This window comes from Chryseobacterium sp. KLBC 52 (assembly GCF_003347605.1).
Lineage (GTDB): Bacteria > Bacteroidota > Bacteroidia > Flavobacteriales > Weeksellaceae > Chryseobacterium.
In genome coordinates this window covers 134,445-153,274 of record NZ_QDFZ01000009.1, presented here as the reverse complement: position 1 = coordinate 153,274, position 18,830 = coordinate 134,445, and the positions used below count along the sequence as shown (strand labels likewise).

Annotated in this window: 20 protein-coding genes; 9 read left to right on the top strand and 11 right to left on the bottom strand. The window is 37.1% G+C overall.

The window, feature by feature from the left end:
- Window positions 1–54 precede the first annotated feature (54 nt).
- The gene (locus DDF69_RS11860; RefSeq protein ID WP_062675624.1) at window positions 55–555 is read left to right on the top strand and encodes a peptidylprolyl isomerase; all 501 of its coding nucleotides are present in this window, start codon (window positions 55–57) and stop codon (window positions 553–555) included.
- Window positions 556–771: 216 nt separating this feature from the next.
- Here DDF69_RS11860 and DDF69_RS11855 read toward each other — a convergent pair whose 3' ends face one another.
- Both DDF69_RS11855 and DDF69_RS11850 read right to left on the bottom strand, forming a co-directional pair.
- The gene (locus DDF69_RS11855) at window positions 772–1,149 is read right to left on the bottom strand and encodes a YchJ family protein (protein ID WP_114820948.1); all 378 of its coding nucleotides are present in this window, start codon (window positions 1,147–1,149) and stop codon (window positions 772–774) included.
- Between the two features lie 263 nt (window positions 1,150–1,412).
- Window positions 1,413–3,554, bottom strand: coding sequence for a M3 family metallopeptidase (locus tag DDF69_RS11850; protein ID WP_114820947.1), 2,142 nt, complete (start codon window positions 3,552–3,554; stop codon window positions 1,413–1,415).
- Window positions 3,555–3,811: 257 nt separating this feature from the next.
- Here DDF69_RS11850 and DDF69_RS11845 point away from each other — a divergent pair, with 257 nt between their 5' ends.
- Window positions 3,812–4,639: a GIN domain-containing protein gene (locus DDF69_RS11845; RefSeq protein WP_114820946.1), complete on the top strand. Its 828-nt coding sequence runs from the start codon at window positions 3,812–3,814 to the stop codon at window positions 4,637–4,639.
- Between the two features lies 1 nt (window position 4,640).
- On the opposite strand, the gene DDF69_RS11840 is transcribed toward DDF69_RS11845, so the two are convergent.
- The 5 genes from DDF69_RS11840 to DDF69_RS11820 all read right to left on the bottom strand — a co-directional run bounded on the left by DDF69_RS11840 (window position 4,641) and on the right by DDF69_RS11820 (window position 9,083).
- The gene (locus DDF69_RS11840) at window positions 4,641–6,530 is read right to left on the bottom strand and encodes a monovalent cation:proton antiporter-2 (CPA2) family protein (RefSeq protein WP_114820945.1); all 1,890 of its coding nucleotides are present in this window, start codon (window positions 6,528–6,530) and stop codon (window positions 4,641–4,643) included.
- A gap of 3 nt (window positions 6,531–6,533) precedes the next feature.
- Window positions 6,534–7,055, bottom strand: coding sequence for an NAD(P)H-dependent oxidoreductase (locus DDF69_RS11835; protein WP_110011719.1), 522 nt, complete (start codon window positions 7,053–7,055; stop codon window positions 6,534–6,536).
- A 198-nt stretch (window positions 7,056–7,253) separates the two neighbouring features.
- A complete protein-coding gene (locus DDF69_RS11830) occupies window positions 7,254–8,066 on the bottom strand; it encodes a TPM domain-containing protein (protein ID WP_062675618.1) in 813 nt (270 codons plus the stop codon).
- Entirely contained in the window at window positions 8,047–8,475 is a 429-nt protein-coding gene (locus DDF69_RS11825; RefSeq protein ID WP_185144342.1) for a TPM domain-containing protein, read from the bottom strand. Before DDF69_RS11825 ends, DDF69_RS11830 begins: the two co-directional genes overlap by 20 nt.
- 2 nt (window positions 8,476–8,477) lie before the next feature.
- Complete coding sequence (locus DDF69_RS11820) at window positions 8,478–9,083, bottom strand: LemA family protein (protein ID WP_066690947.1); 606 nt, start codon at window positions 9,081–9,083, stop codon at window positions 8,478–8,480.
- A 73-nt stretch (window positions 9,084–9,156) separates the two neighbouring features.
- On the opposite strand from DDF69_RS11820, the gene DDF69_RS11815 reads away from it, so the two are divergent.
- Together DDF69_RS11815 and DDF69_RS11810 are read left to right on the top strand one after the other, a co-directional pair.
- Complete coding sequence (locus DDF69_RS11815) at window positions 9,157–9,651, top strand: dihydrofolate reductase (protein ID WP_114820943.1); 495 nt, start codon at window positions 9,157–9,159, stop codon at window positions 9,649–9,651.
- Window positions 9,652–9,726: 75 nt separating this feature from the next.
- Window positions 9,727–10,296: a membrane protein gene (locus DDF69_RS11810; RefSeq protein ID WP_034693340.1), complete on the top strand. Its 570-nt coding sequence runs from the start codon at window positions 9,727–9,729 to the stop codon at window positions 10,294–10,296.
- A gap of 269 nt (window positions 10,297–10,565) precedes the next feature.
- On the opposite strand, the gene DDF69_RS11805 is transcribed toward DDF69_RS11810, so the two are convergent.
- The 4 genes from DDF69_RS11805 to DDF69_RS11790 form a co-directional block, all read right to left on the bottom strand.
- Window positions 10,566–11,201 carry a trimeric intracellular cation channel family protein gene (locus DDF69_RS11805; RefSeq protein ID WP_047428487.1) on the bottom strand — a complete coding sequence of 212 codons (636 nt, stop codon included), beginning with the start codon at window positions 11,199–11,201 and terminating at the stop codon, window positions 10,566–10,568.
- Between the two features lie 49 nt (window positions 11,202–11,250).
- A complete protein-coding gene (locus DDF69_RS11800; RefSeq protein ID WP_114820942.1) occupies window positions 11,251–11,622 on the bottom strand; it encodes a four helix bundle protein in 372 nt (123 codons plus the stop codon).
- A gap of 23 nt (window positions 11,623–11,645) precedes the next feature.
- Window positions 11,646–12,110, bottom strand: a complete 465-nt coding sequence (coaD, locus tag DDF69_RS11795; protein ID WP_114820941.1) for a pantetheine-phosphate adenylyltransferase — start codon at window positions 12,108–12,110, stop codon at window positions 11,646–11,648.
- Window positions 12,111–12,205: 95 nt separating this feature from the next.
- Complete coding sequence (locus tag DDF69_RS11790; protein WP_114820978.1) at window positions 12,206–13,189, bottom strand: D-alanine--D-alanine ligase; 984 nt, start codon at window positions 13,187–13,189, stop codon at window positions 12,206–12,208.
- Between the two features lie 156 nt (window positions 13,190–13,345).
- Between DDF69_RS11790 and DDF69_RS11785 the strand changes: the two genes are divergently transcribed.
- The 5 genes from DDF69_RS11785 (at window position 13,346) to murI (ending at window position 18,754) form a co-directional block, all read left to right on the top strand.
- The gene (locus tag DDF69_RS11785; protein ID WP_114820940.1) at window positions 13,346–14,434 is read left to right on the top strand and encodes a PASTA domain-containing protein; all 1,089 of its coding nucleotides are present in this window, start codon (window positions 13,346–13,348) and stop codon (window positions 14,432–14,434) included.
- 73 nt (window positions 14,435–14,507) lie between these two features.
- Window positions 14,508–15,581 carry an RluA family pseudouridine synthase gene (locus DDF69_RS11780; RefSeq protein WP_174525208.1) on the top strand — a complete coding sequence of 358 codons (1,074 nt, stop codon included), beginning with the start codon at window positions 14,508–14,510 and terminating at the stop codon, window positions 15,579–15,581.
- A gap of 51 nt (window positions 15,582–15,632) precedes the next feature.
- Complete coding sequence (locus DDF69_RS11775) at window positions 15,633–16,583, top strand: PorP/SprF family type IX secretion system membrane protein (protein WP_114820939.1); 951 nt, start codon at window positions 15,633–15,635, stop codon at window positions 16,581–16,583.
- Between the two features lie 51 nt (window positions 16,584–16,634).
- Window positions 16,635–17,759, top strand: coding sequence for a radical SAM family heme chaperone HemW (gene hemW / locus DDF69_RS11770; RefSeq protein WP_114820938.1), 1,125 nt, complete (start codon window positions 16,635–16,637; stop codon window positions 17,757–17,759).
- 164 nt (window positions 17,760–17,923) lie between these two features.
- Window positions 17,924–18,754, top strand: coding sequence for a glutamate racemase (murI, locus tag DDF69_RS11765; RefSeq protein WP_114820937.1), 831 nt, complete (start codon window positions 17,924–17,926; stop codon window positions 18,752–18,754).
- The last annotated feature ends 76 nt before the right edge of the window (window positions 18,755–18,830 follow it).

Below are 18,830 nucleotides of genomic sequence, written 5' to 3'. Positions count from 1 at the left end.
ATAGTATATTTGTATGATTAATCGTGAAAGAAAATCACGAAAAAAAGAAAAAATATGACAATCGAAAACAATCACGTTGTAGCTGTAAAGTATATACTTCATACGATCGAACCAGACGGAAGTAAGATTCTTGTAGAAGAAACAACAACAGAAAATCCACTTACATTTTTGTATGGTGTGGGAATGATGATTCCGAAATTTGAACAAAATATCTTAGGTTTAAAAGCTGGAGATAAAGCGGCTTTTGTAATTCAGCCTGAAGAAGCTTATGGTGAAAGACAGCCTGATGCTATTGCACAGTTACCAGTGGAAATGTTCAAGGAATCAGGACTTCCACCAGTAGGAGCTATTCTTCCTTTATCAGATAATCAGGGGAATAACTTCCAGGCTTTTGTAGTAGAAATTACTCCGGAAGTTGTAGTAGCAGACCTTAACCACCCAATGGCTGGAAAAGTGTTAGATTTCGACGTTGAAGTTTTAAGCACTCGTCCTGCAACAGAAGAAGAGTTGGCGCATGGTCACGCTCATGGAATTGACGGAAACGAAGCTCACTAAAAAATAAAAAAATGTCCGGTTATTTCGGATATTTTTTAGAGATAAAAAATGAGCCACAGAATTATCTGTGGCTCATTTTTATTGATAAGGTTATAATAGGTATTGAATGCTTGGCATTCCCCTCCAGTGGAGGGGTGGCGAAAATTCAAAGAATTTTTGACGGGGTGGTTCTATACGCAAAGCATCACTTTACATCATATCTCCTCAATCCATTTATTAATCCAAAAACTCCCCGGAAACATAATACCAGCGTTCATGCATTTTCTGAAAAACAGAGAACTCATGATGAACTTGCGGATGCCCGTCCTGATCTGTATAATAAGCCTTAAATTCTACATGATTTAAAGCTGGAGTACGGATGATTTCCAGTTTTGTCCATTGGTTGATTTCTCCCCATTCCTGAAGATCTTTCTTATTATGGTATTTTCTTTTTCCCGGAAGGGTAGTCTCCATCAGGTATTCACCATTCGGAATGGCAAAAGCAGAAAATCTTGAGCGCATCAGAGCTTCAGCCGTAGGAGCATGTTTTTCTCCTGTATGATAAGGTTTACAGCATTCTTCGTAGGATTTTCCTGAACAGCATGGACAGTTCATATATCGTATTTTAAATTTTGAATGCAAAAATAATGAATCTCATTAGAAAGGACTTCTGCCTATTTGAATTCTATAATGGCATTAATATGTTGAATTATTATATATTCAATAGAAACGGGATATAATCCTGAGCGGAGACGAAGGAAGCCCGTTCAAAATCAATAAACAAAAATCCACCGGCTTTAGCCGAAACATAGAAAATTTTATTTATCACCGATAGGTATAAAAAAGAAGCACTCCAATTAAAGAATGCTTCCCTTGATTTATTTAATAAACCCTCTGTTTCTCAATAAAGGTTTGATATCCGGATCATGTCCGGTGAAGTCTCTGAATGCCTGGTTCAGGTCTACAGAATTTCCTACGGAAAGAATATATTTTCTGAAACGGTCACCATTTTCTCTGGTTAAACCACCGTTCTTACTGATCCATTCCCATGCATCATTATCCAATGTTTCAGACCACAAATACGCATAGTATCCTGCAGAATATCCACCTCCCCAGATGTGTGCAAAATAAGGCGTGTGATATCTTGGCGGAACCGTTGCCAGATTAAATCCATGGCTGGCTAGAGACTGCTTTTCAAAATCCAGAACAGGAATAAACTGGCTGTCATTGCTTACTGTATGCCAATCCATATCCAATTCAGCGGCAGAAACCAACTCTGTAGTCATATAGCCTTGATTGAAAGTAGATGCTTTTTTGATCTTATCTACCAAAGCCTGTGGAATAGGCTGTTTTGTTTCATAATGTACAGCATAATTCTTCAGAACAACAGGATCTAAAGCCCAGTGCTCATTGATCTGAGATGGGAATTCTACGAAGTCTCTCGGTACATTCGTTCCTGAAAGTGAAGGATATTTCTGGCTGGCAAACATTCCGTGAATAGAGTGACCAAATTCATGGAAGATGGTTGATACATCATCATAACTAATTAATGAAGGTTTCCCCGGAGCCGGTTTCTGGTAATTGTAACAGTTCACGATTACAGGTTTTGTTCCTAATAAGTAAGATTGCTCCACAAAATTACTCATCCATGCTCCACCGTTTTTAGAATCTCTTGTATAGAAATCCAGATAATAGATGGCGATAGATTTTCCATCGTGATCGAAAACTTCATAGGTTACTACATCAGGATGGTAAACCGGAAGATCTGTTCTCTTTTTGAAAGTTAGTCCGTAGAATTTTTCAGCAGCGAAGAAAACTCCTTTTTCAAGCACAGTTGTGATTTCAAAATATGGTTTTATTTCACTTTCATCAAGATCAAACTTAGCTTTTCTTACCTGTTCAGCATAGAAATTCCAGTCCCAAGGTTCTACTTTGAAACCTCCTTTCTGCTGATCAATAAGATCCTGAATATCTTTTGCTTCACGTCTTGCTGTTTCCACTGCAGGAGTAGCAATCTGGTTCATAAGTTTTGTTGCCGCTTCAGGGGTTTTTGCCATTTGATCCTGAAGTTTCCATTCTGCAAAGTTTTTCTTGCCTAAAATCTGTGCTTTCTTCAATCTTAGTTTAGCAAGCTGCTCGATGGTTGATCTCGTATCGTTGGCATCTCCTTTCTCAGCTCTGGTCCATGAAGCTTTGAAAAGTTTTTCTCTGGTAGCTCTGTTTTTTAAATTTTGTAAAAGAGGCTGCTGTGTTGTATTCTGTAAAGCCAGAAGATATTTCCCTGGTTGTCCTGCTGTTTTAGCATCCGCTGCTGCGGCAGCAATTTCATCTGCAGAAAGTCCATCAAGTTCTTTGGCGTCTGAGAAGAAAACTCCACCTTGCTTTCTTGCTTCCAGTAATTTGTTGGCATATTGAGTAGAAAGAGAAGCCAGTTCCTGATTGAGTTGCTTTAATTTTTCTTTATCAGCTGCAGAAAGGTTAGCTCCTGCAATTTCAAAATTCTGCTTATAATATTGTAAAAGTCTTTTGCTTTCAGAATCCAGACCATCTTCTTTGATGGATTGTATTCTTTTAAAAAGATTTTCATTCAGGTACAGTTTATCAGAATGGGCAGCAAAAATAGGTGCATATTCTTCATCCAAAGCCTGCAAAGTAGGGTTCGTATTTGCGCTGGTAAGGTTTGAGAATACAATTTGCGCTCTTCTCAGTACTTCACCACTTTTTTCCAATGCAACGATGGTATTTTCAAAAGTAGGGGCAGCCGGATTGTTGGCAATTTTTATAATTTCAGCTTCATGTTGCTTTAAACCATAGTTAAAAGCAGGTTTGAAGTGTTCGTTTTTGATTTTGTCAAACTCCGGAGCTTCGTATTGAAGCTTACTCTTCTTCATAAAAGGATTTGAAGCTAAAGAGGGATCAGGTGCAGGTAGCTCCTGTTGAATATCGGTCTGTTTCATTGTAGTACAAGATTGATTGAACGCCAAGGCAGAAATTAATAATACCGATGAAATATTCTTCATAAATATAGTTGTTATTAAAGCATAAAGATATTAAAAACTTGCATCATAGAATGTATTTTGGCGAACGTATTTATGTAACCCATTGTATCAGCGTTTTACAATGAATCGGTTAAGTACCGATGAATCGGAAATGTCTTTTCTAAAAAATCAGTATTGCATAGAGTTGCAGTATTTTCAAATGTAATGTAATATTTTTTATAAATTAGTTGTCATTTAATTAAAGAAATCAACAAAAATAATTAACAAAAGGAATAAGCATGAAAACAAGGACTTTATTTATTTTTTCAGCCTTAGCGGCATTAGCCTCATGTAACGATAAACATGAGAACCGAAACAGAGACAGAGACGGAGACCGAAGTAATTGGGTAGAGAAAGTAGTGAGCAAAGAAAGCGGCCCGATACAGCATAAGGAATTTAACGGAGATTTCGATGAAATTCAGGTTTCACAAGCTATTGAAGCAGAAATTATAAAATCTGAAACTGAGAAAGTTGAAATCTCAGCTCCTCAAAGTATCATTGATGAAATTCTGGTAGAAAATGATGGCGGAAAACTGCACATTCATTATAAACCAGGGATCAGAGTGATGAACATCAGCAAAGTGACAGCTAAAATTTATACAAAAGATTTTAGCAAACTTGTTGCAGATTCAGCTGCGAGAATTATTATAAAAGATAAATTTACTCAGGAGAAAACAGATATCGAAGCATCAAGTGCCGGAAGTATTTCCGGAGACCTCGAAGCTAATGATATGGACATCAATGTAAGCAGCAGCAGCAGCTTCGATGGTAAAATATGGGCCGTAAACCTTGATATTGAATCTTCATCAGGATCAACTCTGGATCTTTCCGGTAAAGCAAAAAAGGTAGACGTAAGTGCTTCTTCAGGCAGCAGTGTTTCTGCAAAAGGAGTTATTGCTGATGATGTAGAAGCAGACGCTTCCAGTGGAGCAAGTGTTCACATAAGTGCTGTTTCCAGTGTGAAAGCAGGTGCTTCATCCGGTGGAAGTGTGGATATCTCGAAAAAAGGAGAGCTTAAGAGTGTGATAAAAGACGAAAGCAGCGGTGGAAGCGTAAACATCCAATAAACTAATCCTGGGATTCTTCCTCATCTTCTTCGTCGGTAGATGAGGAACCTTCCCAGTTTTTATTATCAAAATTAAGATTATCGTATGCTAATAATTCCTCCTCACGCTGGAGGATTTCTTTTGTGGTAAATAAGGTAATATCATCATCATTTTCCTTCATTTTTGCCAGCTTCCGTACAGATGCTTTATCAATAGCCATAAACCTTTGACCAAGACGTCTTGCCGCATATTTCCTCATTCCGGTTTCATGAAGTACATCCACAGCCATATCCACGGCTGTTCCCAGTGTTTCACGGTAAATATGATTGACTCCGCTGTTCAGGTAATCATAGGCATCAATCCTGTTTTTGGCTCTTACAAAAATTTTGACATTAGGATAATGTTCGCGGACGAGTTCTGCAATGAATTTGTTATCATCCGGATCATCCAGACATAAAACCAGAATTTCAGCTTCTTCAATTCCTGCCGCTCTTAAAATAGGAATCCTCGTTGCGTCACCATAATATACTTTAAAACCATAACTTCTGAGCAGTTTCACACGGTCAGAATCACGATCCAGAATGGTAGCTGGTATTTTATTGGCTTTTAAAAGGCGTCCTACCGTACTTCCGAAATGCCCAAAACCTACAATGATGATTTTCTTTTGAGTAACGTTGCTGTCAAGAATATTATAATCATGCTCTTCTTCGGGAATTTCTTTGATAAATTTTGGAGTAATCAATTTGTCATTGATGATCAGAAGAATAGGAGTGATACACATGGTAATTGCCGTTACAGCCATCATCTGTGCATTCATTTCAGGACCTAAAAGGTAAAGATCTGATGCGTAATTCAGCAGTACAAATGCAAATTCTCCTACCTGAGAAAGGGCAAAGGCATAAAAAAGACTTTGGGAAGTATCTATCCTGAAAAACTTTCCAATGGTATATAAAACCACAAATTTTACAGCCAGTACCGCAAAAACAGTACTGAAGATAAATAATGGATCTTTCTGAATAATATTAAAATTGATGGTAGATCCTACACTTACGAAGAAAACAGCTAAAAGCAGCCCTTTGAAAGGATCGATCTGTGCTTCCAGCTCATGGCGGAATTCACTGTTGGCAAGCATTACACCCGCAAGGAAAGCTCCCAATGCAGGGGAAAGGCCAATAACAACCATCAGTTCCGAAACTCCAATCACCAGAAATAAGGAAGAAGCAGTCAATAACTCTGACATTCCCGATTTTGAAACATAACGAAGGAAAGGAACAAAGACATATCTACCCAGCAAAATAAGCAATGCTACCCCAAAAATAACCGTTCCGGCCTGAAGCCATTCCGGGAGTTTCTGGATCAGAATCTGAATTTCATTGTCATGATGCTTGGCTTTATAATTGGCCAGAATAGGCAATATGGCCAGAATAGGAATTACCGAAATATCCTGAAACAGCAGGGTAGAAAATGAAGCTTCTCCCGCGGTGGTTTTGAGATTATTTTTTTCCTGTAAAGTCTGCAGAACAATGGCAGTAGAAGATAGGGCAAAACACATGGCAATAGCAATCGCTTTGTCTACTCTCCAGCCTACGGTTGTGAATACCAGAAAGAGCAGAAGAATGGTAAGAGCCATCTGAGACAGTCCAAGACCCATTATTTTCTTTCGCATTTCCCAGAACTTCCGGGGTTCCAGTTCCAGACCTACCAAAAACAAAAGCATAATCACTCCAAACTCGCTGGCATGCATAATATCATTGACATTGTTTCCTGTAAGTTTAAGGACGTAAGGACCTATGATAATTCCTCCTAAAATATAACCGATAACAGAACTCAACCCTAATTTTCTGGCCAATGGAACCATAATAATGGCTACACCGAGGAAAATTAATGTGTTCATCGCTAAGCTGGATTCCATATGCTATTGATTGAGTAGTTCTGTAAATTCTTTTTTATGTAAAATAATTTCTTTTTTAGAGAGCTTATTGGCTTCGTATACGATTTTGATATGCTTAATATCTGCTTTGAAAACTTTTAATGAAACAATAAGCCCGCTGATGAGTTCATCTATGGTATATTGGTAAGTACCGGTTTTGCTGAAAGACCTTTCTTTTCCACCTGTGGTTACCAGAATATAGACTTCTTTTCCTTCCAGAGGATTATGTTCACCTTCTTTCAGCCAGTCTCTGTCGAAAACTTCATCAATCCATAACCGGAGAAGAGGTGGCATTCCGAACCATATCAGGGGAAACTGGAAGATAAAACGTTCGTAATTTTTAAGACGCTTCCTTTCCCGGAAAGCGGCAATATGAAAGTCGGGATATTCTTCGTAAAGATCTCTCAGGGTATAATGCTGGTGTCGAACGTAGAAGTTGATGAGCTCTACATTCGAATTGGAGTGCTCCAGATAAGGGTGTGCAAATACTACCAGCGTCTTCTTCATAATCCTGTTTTCAGTAAATATAAGAAAAAAATATTGAATAAAAGGTGGTTTTTATGAGGTTTTATTAATTTTTTACTATCTAAATATCAAATTAACATTAATAAAAGTTAAAGAATCAGTATTATTTTAGGTTTTTAAATAAAAAAATCAGATCATCACGATCTGATTTCTATATAAATTTTAAATTGACTTGTTAGTTTACCAACCTCCGGATGCGCCACCGCCTCCAAAACTTCCGCCACCGCCGAAGCCTCCGAATCCGCCGCCGCCGCCGGAACTTCCTCCGCCAAAGCCTCCTCCTCCGAAGCTGCCCGGGAATGGGAAGAAACCGCCAGGATAATTTCTGCGTCCTCTTCTGGTGATAATCACATCATCATCGTCGTCATTATTTCCGCCACGTCCGCCACCTCTGTTTCCAAAAAGGATAGCAATGATGATGAAAATAATAAAAGCAATGATAAGAACTTTAAAGGCACTTCCATTACCGGAAGGAGCTGTTGTGGCTACAGGTTTGAATTTTCCCTCAACAGCCTCCATAATAGCTGAGGTTCCACCATTGATGCCTTCATACCAAAGTCCTTTCTTGAAATTTGGAGTGACGATGTAATCTAAGATCTGTCCTGCTACTGAAGCGGTAAGATATTGTTCTACGGCTCGTCCCTGCTGGATAGACATGGTTCTGTCTTCTGTGGCAATCAGGAAAACCACTCCGTTATCAACACCCTTTTTTCCGATTTTCCATTTCTCTCCAAACATGGTTGCAAGAAAATTCACATCCTCTCCTTTAGTAGAACGGATGATGACAACTTCAATTTCCGTTGAGGTAGAATCTGCAAACTTGATCAGTTTATGATTAAGCGCATCTTTTTCCTGCTGGGAAAGTAATCCGGCTTCATCAAAAACAGGATAAAGCACTGCTGGCTTTTCAGGAATGGTATATTGTGCTGATACAAAAGTGTAAAAGCAGAGTAGTAAAAATGAAAATACTATTTTAAGAGAACGTAATTTCATTTGGGAGTTGGTTTGGGTTTTCTCCTTGTACAGGAAAATGTTTTTTGAGTTCAAGACCTGTTTCCAGGATGGCACTTTTCAGGGCCTGATAATAATTTCCTTTGGCAAATTCAGCTGTAATATAATCGTGAAGATGATCCCAGTACGACTGTCTTACTTTTTCATGAATTCCAATATCTCCAATGATGGTAAGATATTTTTGTTCAAAATTGACATGGAAAAGTACTGCGTTTCTGTCAGCGGTCTTATCCATAGCCAGTTTTTTAAAAACTTCAAATGCAGTCTTTGCATCACGGTTTTCCGTGTTGGAATCAATATGCACTCTGATCTCTCCCGTAGAATGATCTTCCGCAGACTGAATCGCTTCCACAAGGGAAGCGATTTGTTGATTTGTTAGGAAATTACCCATTATTATTTGAATACTTCAGGAGCTTTCTGAGCGCCTGCATCAGCTTTGAAATAAGGTTTTTCTTTGAAGTTGGTGAAATTCGCCAGAATATTATTCGGGAAAGTCTTGATGGAAGTATTGTAATCCTTCGCAGCATCGTTATAGTAAACTGTTTCTGTTCTGATACTGTTTTCGATGGCAGTGTATTCTCTTTGGAAGTTGATATACTGCTGATCTGCTTTCAGGTTAGGATAAGACTCTACTACAGCCATCAATCTGCTTAATGCACCCGATAATTCTCCTTGTGCTGCCTGGAATTTTGCCAGATCAGCTTCGGTCATATTCGTAGGATCAATATTGATGGAAGTTGCTTTGGAACGGGCTTCCACAACTTGTGTTAAAGTTTCCTGCTCAAATTTTGAATACGATTTTACAGTTCTTTCCAGGTTAGGAATAAGGTTCGCCCTTTTCTGATATACGGTCTCTACATTAGACCATTTTGCGTTCACAGTCTGTTCTTTGTTGACAAAACTGTTATAGCCGCTTTTTCCCCAGAAGAATAGAACAGCAACAATAATAAGGAGGGCAATACCGATGGTTCCTGCACCCAGACATCCTTTATTTTTCATAGTTTATTTTTTTAAATTTTTTGTGCTAACCAAATATACAAATTATGTGCTAATTTTGTAAAAAATTATTTGAATGACAACAATAGTGGTGGCAATGGGAGAGAAAAATGAAATTGGTTTTGAAAACCAGTTGCTTTGGCATCTTCCCAAAGATTTGAAACATTTTAAAGATATTACTTCCGGGCATCCGGTTATTATGGGGAGAAAGACCTATGAAAGTATTGGAAAAGCTCTTCCAAACCGTACCAACATTGTTGTGTCAAGAAAAAAAGACTGGTTTGAGGAAGGAATTCTTATTGTAGGAAGCATCAAAGAGGCATTGAAATTTGCTAAAAAGATTGATGAAGAAGTTTTTGTTATCGGTGGCGGAAATATCTATGAGCAGACTATGGATGTTGTGGACAGATTGGAAGTTACTTTGGTGAAAGCAGACCTTCAGGCTGATACTTTCTTTCCGAAAATAGATCCTAAAATCTGGAAAATGACTAACGAAATCTGCCATGAGAAAGATGAAAAGAACGGCTATGATTTCTGTTTCCAGACGTTTGAAAAAATTAAGAGTGAATAGTTATAGGAATTCTAGCCTCTAACTTCTAGCTTCTAATCTCTAATTTATTTATCTTTGCACTTCTAAAATTTAATAATGAATAAATACATAAAAATTGCAGTAGCAGCAGTTCTTATCCTGTTAGGACTTTATATGATGATTTTCACAAGAAATCTTGGATGGGGTATTGTTGTTTTTCTTTTGGCTGCATTTCCCATCTTACTTTTCTTCAAAAACGAGTATATCCTATTGGCATTCTGGCAATTGAGAAAACAAAATATGGAAAAAGCAGGAGAATGGTTATCTAAAATAACAGATTATAAAGGACAGCTTCATAAGACTCAATACGGATATTTTCACTATTTATCAGGACTGACGCAGGCTCAGGATCACCCTGCAAAAGTAGAGCCTTTCATGAAGAAAGCTTTGGAGTACGGTTTGAATATGAAACACGACAGAGCAATGGCTACTTTAAATCTTGCAGCAGCAGCTATTTCTAAAGGTAGAAAACAGGAAGGTCAGAAGTTGCTGGAAGAAGCAAAAAGACTTGACAGCGCAGGAATGATGACGGATCAGATCAAAATGATGAAAGATCAGTTGAAAATGCCAACCATGCAGAAGCATATGCATAACCCGAATATGAGAAACAGAGGAAAATTCTTCTAGTTAAACTAATATATAATATAAAAGTCCTGAATTTTTCAGGACTTTTTTTATGCTTGGAATTACAAGTTTCTTTTAAGTAACTCAATATTTTTAAATCTTGGTGTCTGATTAAATTAAAAGATAATTAACAGGTCGCTCCTCCGGAGTAATGATTTTAGAACAAATACATTCTATTAACAGTTAGCTCCTATTGGAGCCGGATTTGTTCCCGTTGGAATCTGCTGTAGCAATATATTTAAACTTTTTATCGGACAGTAATCACTTTTAAATTACATTTCCGAATTATTATGGTCATAGCCATAAAACTTGGGCATCTGCCAGTGGTATTTTACGGCAAGCGTCCGTATGGCAACAATAAGTAGAATAGTGAGAATCTGTACAAAAGTATAAGATAGTACAGAATATTTGGTCATCAACAGAAAAACTGCTCCGCCTACGATACATGCTGTGGCATAAATTTCCTTTCTGAAAATTAATGGAATTCTATTGAGTAATATATCCCGGATAATCCCTCCGAAACAGCCTGTGATAGTTCCCAATGCAATACAGATCATAGGATGAATACCTGCATTTAAGCCTTTCTGAACTCCGATAATGGTAAATAATCCAAGCCCGAAGCTGTCGAAGATAAATAAAGTGACTTTAAAATTCTTTTCAAGAGATTTGAATATCATGGAAAAAATACTGGTCACCAGAATCAGGGTACACATCAGGATATCATGCATCCAGAATACAGGGATATCCAGTAACAGATCTCTTACAGTTCCTCCTCCTACAGAAGTTACAAATGCAATAATAAGCACTCCGAACGGATCAAGCCGTTTCTGCATCGCTGCAAAACTTCCGGACATGGAAAAGGCAATCGTCCCAAGGACTTCTATCGCAAAATTGAACTGTTCGTGCATATATTATGAATGATAAATAATGAGCAATGAGTAATAAAAATTATGCCATTTAAATTTGAGATAACTTGAACTTATAGGTAGTCATAACTTTTACAAGTTCTTCACATTCTGTTTTTAAATGTAAAATTTTTTCCGGACTTACATATTCTAATTCTTCAATAATTTCAAGCCAAAATTGTGTTTCATCAATTTCTTCGACTACGATGCATATTTTAGCAAATTTTTCTTTCTCCGATCTTGCTCTAGATACAGCACGATAATTTGCAGCCACAGAAGTTGAAGATCTTATAATTTGTTTTCTTATTATTGAAATGTCATCCGAATAAGGTAATGAAGAAAGAGTTCTAATGACAGCAATAGAAAAGTTTTTCGTTCTTTCTCTGAAAATTTGATTAAAATCTACCCTATCAAAATTACTCATTACTTATTGCTCATTACTTATATTTATCTTTCCACTCTCACAGAGTCCGGAACCATCAGTTCGTATTCGCCGCCGTGGGTAATGACTTCCCTTACAATGCTGCTGCTGATGAATGATTTTCCTGAAGAAGTCAGTAAGAATACGGTTTCCAGTTTTTTGTGAGCTAACGTTCTGTTGGTATGGGCAATCGCTTTTTCAAATTCAAAATCTGCCGGGTTTCTCAATCCTCTGATGATGTACTGTGCATTTTTTTCAAAACAGTAATCTACCGTTAAACCTTCGAATGAATCTACTTCTACATTGGGAAATTCTGCTACAGAGTTTTGAATGAATTCCTTTCTTTTTTCAAGAGGGAACATATATTTTTTCTGAGAGTTCTGTCCGATAGCGATGATTAATTTATCAAATAGCGGTGCCGCTCTTTCTATAATGTCATAATGTCCTAGTGTAATCGGGTCAAAAGACCCTGGAAAAACAGCAATTTTCATGTTGTATGAGTTATGATGTTGAATGGTAAATTATCAGTTAAAAGCTATGTATTTATTATTTTTAACCTCTAACCTCTAATTTCTAACTTCTATATTTACTTATTAAGTGCTTTTTCTACTTCATTTCCACAAAGATCCATAATGGAAATTCCATAATGTCTTGCCTGCTGAGGAAGAATACTTGCAGGAGAGAATCCCGGGTTGGTATTCATTTCCAGCATATAAGGAATTCCGTTCATCAGAATGTATTCACTTCTTGAGAAACCACTCATCCCTAATGAATTGTAAGCTCTTTTGGCAATTTCTTCCACTCTTTTTGTGGTTTCTTCGTCAATTCTTGCAGGCGTAATTTCTTCAGAAGCACCTTCGTATTTTGCCTCATAATCAAAGAATTCATTGGTAGGAACAATTTCTGTAATTCCAAGAACAATAGTTTCTCCTTTAAAATCAATAACGCCTACGGAAACTTCCATACCGTCAAGGAAACTTTCAATCAGGATTTCATTGTCTTCTTTGAAAGCAATTTCAGTAGCGGCAATCAGTTCCGATTTTTCTTTTACCTTAGAAATTCCCAGAGAAGATCCGGATTGGTTAGGTTTTACAAATAAAGGAAGGTTAAGTTCAGACACAATCTCGTCTACATTGATATCTTCCCCTTTTCTTAAATAAATACTTTTTGCGGAAGGAATTCCATATTTTGATAATACGGCAAGAGTATCTTTTTTATTGAAAGTAAGGGCACTCTGGTAAAAGTCACATCCTGTATATTTTTGGCCGATGGCATCCCAGTAGGCCTGAAGAATTCCATTTTCTCCCGGAGTTCCGTGGATGATATTGAAACAAACATCAAATTTTAAAGTTTCCCCATTATCTAAAGTCACAGAAAAATCTCCTCTGTTGATGGCATATTTTTTATCATTTTCACCTAAAAAATACCATTCATCTTTAAGGACTACTACTTTATATACGTCATAGAGATTTCTGTCTAAAGAATCATAAATCAATTGTCCGCTTTTTAAGGAAACAACATATTCATCAGAATAGCCTCCCATCACTACGGCAACACTTTTTTTATTCATAACCATATAGTATCAATTAGGGCAAATTTAATCATTTTATGCAATGCAATATGGGAAATCGGCAAATTTTAAAATCAAAAATGAATTGTGTTAAATAAAAAGTCCATTCTAAAATTATTAGCTATATTTGCGGTTATAATTAAAGTATTTTTAAGTATGCTTAAATCACTTTTCAATTGGAAAGTTTTACTGAATTTAGTAGTAGCCATCGGTGTTTTCGTTGGGCTGGTATGGCTCACATTTCGCTGGTTGGAGTACCATACTAACCACGGTCAGGAAATTCCTGTTCCCAATATTGTAAATAAATCGGTGCATGATGCCGTTAAAATATTAGATGATACAGGGCTGGAATATGAAGTAGACAGTGCCAATTACGACCCGAAATACAGACCATTCCAGGTATTGCAGGTATATCCTGCTCCAGGTTCCCGTGTAAAAGACGGAAGAACTGTAACATTAAAAGTAAATCCGAGAACATGGGCTCCTATTGCGGTGCCGAATGTAATCAATAAGTATTCCGGACTGGCATTCCAGAGATTGGATCAGGTAGGTCTTAAAATCGGTGATACGATTTATGAGCCTAGTATTCAGAAAGATGCCCTTCTAAGAATATTATATAAAGGAAATGCAGTGAATCCGGGTACCCGTTTACCAAGATTCTCTACAATTGATGTTGTGGTAGGATCAGGGCCAATGAGAAATATTTCTATTCCTAATGTTGTAGGACTTACGGTAAAAGAAGCGAGAGCTGTAATTACCAAAAGTATGTTTGAGGTTGGACTGGTAGAGCATGAAGATGGAAGTAAAGACGAATCTGATATTATCTATTATCAGGATCCTGCTTCCGGAGATGTTCGTGACCAGGGAATGCAGATCGATCTTTGGGCAAGTAAGAGAACTCCGGCAGAATTAAGAGCAAAAGTAGAACAGTTGAATTCTATCTATCGTATGAAAGTGGATACTTCACTTCCTCCGGTACGATATGAAGAAGTACACAGTGAGCCAAGTTATGATGCTCCGGCAGTACCAGCTCCTGCGCCTAGAAGAGAAACTCCAAAGCCAGAAGTTCCGAAAACAGAGACTCCCAAGACTCAGACTTCAACTTCAAAGCCAGCAGGCCAAAGTACAGAGAAGCCTAAAACTTCTACCACTACTCCTGCTGCAGGAAATACAGCAAAACCAGCTGCAGCAACAACACAACAGCCTGCTCAAAAGCCGAAAGCTAAGAAGGTTGTCGTAGAATAAGATCAGATTAATATCAAAAATACAGGCTTCAACTATAAAATGTTGAAGCCTTTTGTGTAAAAAATATAAAACAATGTCAGAAGATAACGACGATTTTTTAGATGAAGAATTATTAGATTCCAACAGTATCGAAAACATCGATATTGATGAGGAAAATAAGGGTTTGTATGAACATCTTAATATCACTGTCGACAGCAAACAGGAACCATTAAGAATAGACAAGTTCCTTTTAATATACAGGCAGAATTCTTCAAGGAATAAAATTTCACAGACCTGCAGAGCCGGAAATGTTATAGTGAACGGAACAGCAGTGAAGCAGAATTACCGTGTAAAACCGGGAGATCAGATCTCGGTACTGCTTACCCATCCGCCAAGAGAGAATGTCATTATTCCACAGGATATTCCGGTGAATATCGTTTATGAAGATGATGATCTTGTAGTAGTGGATAAGGAAGCAGGAATGGTGGTACACCCAGGATTTGGAAACTGGGACGGAACACTGGTGAACGCACTGGCTTTCCATTTTGAAAAGAACGGGGAGAAGTCCGATCTTGACAGAGTAGGACTTGTTCACCGAATTGATAAAGATACCTCAGGACTATTGGTCATTGCTAAGAATGAATACGCACTGAGCTTCCTTGCCAAACAGTTCTTTAACCGAACTACGAAAAGGCTGTACTGGGCTTTTGTGTGGGGAAATATGCAGGATGAAGAAGGTACAATCAGAGGCCATATCGGAAGGCATCCTAAAAACAGAATGCAGATGTCTGTTTATGAAGACGGCAGCCAGGGAAAACATGCGGTAACCCATTATAAAGTTCTTGAACGATTCAAATATATGACCTGGGTGGAATGTAAGCTTGAAACCGGAAGAACACATCAGATCAGGGCACATTTCAGGCATATCGGCCATACTTTGTTTAATGATGAAAGATATGAAGGACATACACCTTTAAGAGGGGTAAATCTTCCAAAATACAAGCAATTTATTAAAAATGTTTTCGAAATTTTGCCAAGACATGCCCTTCATGCCCATACCCTCGGATTTATACACCCAACAACAAAGAAGGAATTATATTTTGAGAGCCCAATGCCCAAAGATATGGCGGATGCTGTAAAAAAATGGAGAAATTATTTAGAAAACTAAAAATATATTGAGAATTTTTTTATATTTGTTGAATTGAAATCAAGATTTGTTATGAGAAAACTATATGCTATCGTATGTTTAGCTCTTTTGTCAAATGCATACAAAGCACAAGAATCACTACCATACTATCAGCAATATCTTTTGGATGGTGAGTTCCTGTTCAACCCAGCTCAATACGGAAAAACAGATTACGTACAGCTCAACGCCAATTATCAACAACAATTTTCAAAATTCAGTAATTCTCCAAATGTTCAGTCAATCGGGATGAATGCGAATATCTTTGATAGAGTAGGTGCTGGTATTTCCGTGTTCAGAGACAGTAACGGACCAATCTCTGCGGGTGGTATCACGGCTGGTGCTTCCTATTTTATTCCGCTAAGTAGTGAAGGAGACAGAAAAGACCAGTTCTCTTTCGGTACAAGTGTTAACTTCTATAACATGAATTTTGATTATTCAAAAATCAATACTGAAGAAGGTGGTGACCCATTATTAAGAGGGGAAGAAAGTAACATTTTTATGGTGTATGCCAACTTCGGTTTGGCTGCTACGTACAGAGGTTTATTCGGGGGTGTTTCCGTGAATGATATTGCATTAAGTAATGACGCTTCTATCGTAAACAACTACGAGCCTTCTCCAATTAAATTCTTCTTAAATTTAGGATACAACTGGAACATTGCTGATAATATTACCATTGCACCGTCAGCATTGATCAACCTTAATACAAATTCAACGAGAATGATCGACTGGAACTTAATGGCGACTTTCTCTAATGATATCAACGCATTCTCTTTCGGGGTAAGCTACAGAACGGTTCAGAACAGATTTGACAATCAGAACCTGAGTATCTCTCCAATTGTAAAAGTAAGATTCAACAAATTCATGATCGGAGCTACGTATAACCTTGGATTGTCTGATATCCAGAGTTATGGAGGAAACAGCTTCATGATTGGTCTGGGGTATAACTTCGACAACTTCATTAATGCTAGAGGATTTAGATACTAATTAATTTAATTTAAATAAATTTGAGCTCTGAAATTTTTCAGAGCTTTTTTTATGATATATATTCACATCCCGTTCTGTAAACAAAAATGCAGTTATTGTAACTTTCATTTTTCAACATCCCTGAATTTCAAGGATGAAATGCTTCGCGCCATGAAAACTGAAATATTATTGAGAAAAGATGAGTTACAGAATAAAAATCTGAAATCATTATATTTTGGAGGCGGAACTCCCTCTATTCTCTCGGTGGATGAAATCAGTTCTTTAATAGACGATGTCCTGAAGTATTTCAGTTTTGAAAAAGATATAGAAGTCACTCTGGAAGCTAATCCTGATGATCTGGATAAAAACTTTTTAAAACAGCTGGCGGGAACTCCAGTGAACAGACTATCCATTGGAACTCAAAGTTTTTTTGAAGAAGATCTGAAACTGATGAACAGAGCTCACAGTGCTTCCGAAGCAGAAAGTTCTATTAAAACGGCACAGGACTTCGGTTTTGAAAACCTGAGTATTGATCTGATCTACGGTTCACCCACTTCCAATCTTGAAATCTGGAAAGAAAACCTGAATAAAACAATTGCTTTAGAAGTTCCTCATATTTCATCTTATGCATTGACGGTGGAGCCCAAAACAGCGTTGGAAAACTGGATTTCAAAAGGGAAAGTAAAAAGCCCCAAAGAAGAAGAACAAAACAAAGAGTTCTATTATCTGTCCGACTTTTTAAAGGATAATAATTTTGAACATTACGAAGTATCTAATTTTGCAAAACCTGGTTTTTACTCACGACACAATTCTGCTTATTGGAAATACAATGAATATCTTGGAATAGGACCATCAGCGCATTCTTATAACGGATTTGATGTCAGAAGCTGGAATATAGCCAATAATCAGCAGTACATTAAAAAACTGAATGATAAACTTCTAGCCAAAGAGGAAGAAATTCTTTCCCAGGAAGATCAGTTTAATGAAATGATTATGATTGGTTTACGTACTACTTGGGGTGTAGATTTGGAAAGTTTAAAAAGTAAATTTTCAGACAGGATGCTGGAGCATTTTAAAAAAGAGAGCAAGTCCAAAATTGAGGAAGGTATTTTAATCATTGAGAACGAGCATTTGAAAATTCCTGAAAAACATTGGTTTATGGCAGACGGAATTGCTTCGGATTTGTTTATTGTATAAATTGTATAATATGAAAGATGCTTCATGAACTACGTTCGTAAACCTTCAGTTTATGCTCAGCATGACAGATCTAAAGTATAATCTAACATCAAAATTTTTTAATTAGGTAGTATATTATACTATGCGACATAAATTCATTAATTTTGTATAAAATTTCAACTCATTTGAAAACGAAAAAACAAGATTATTCACATCTTTCACCAAGCCAGCCTATCGGAATTTTCGACAGCGGGGTAGGAGGTCTTACCGTTGCCAAAGAAATCAAAAGACTTCTTCCTAACGAAGATCTGATCTATTTTGGAGATACAAAGCATCTTCCATACGGAGAAAAATCCAAGGATGCAATTATTGAATATTCTACAAAGATTACCAATTTTCTGCTTGAGCAAAACTGTAAAGCCATTGTAATTGCCTGTAATACGGCAACTGCGAATGCTTTGAATGAGGTCATGCAGTCGGTTGCAGGAAAAGTTCCTGTCATAGACGTTATCAATCCTGTTGCTGAAAAAGTTTCTTACGAAATCCATAATAATGTAGGAGTAATTGCTACTAAAGCAACTGTGAATTCGGGGCTTTACAAAAAAAGCATCCGAAAACATAATAAATGGATCAAAGTGGATGAACTGGCAACCCCATTATTGGTTCCTGCCATTGAAGAAGGATTTAAAAATCATCCGATTACTCATGCTATCATTTATAATTATTTAAGTAATAATAAATTAAAGAATATCGAAACGTTGATTCTGGGCTGTACTCATTATCCTCTTTTAATAGATGAAATCAAGCAGTACTACGGAAACAGAGTACGTGTGATTGATTCCCCGAATATCGTAGCCAATCATCTTAAGATCATCCTTGATAAATATAATCTCCTACATGATCATAATTCAAAACCGAATTATCATTTCTATCTTTCGGATATAACCAAGAATTTCGAGAAAATTTCAAAGAAGTTCTTCGGAAAAACCATTGACTTAGAATTGAAAGTATTATAAATAAAAAGTCTGCCTCTCTATTGAAGCAGACTTTTTATTTGTGTTCTTTGTGGAATAATTAGTGAAATTTGTGTTT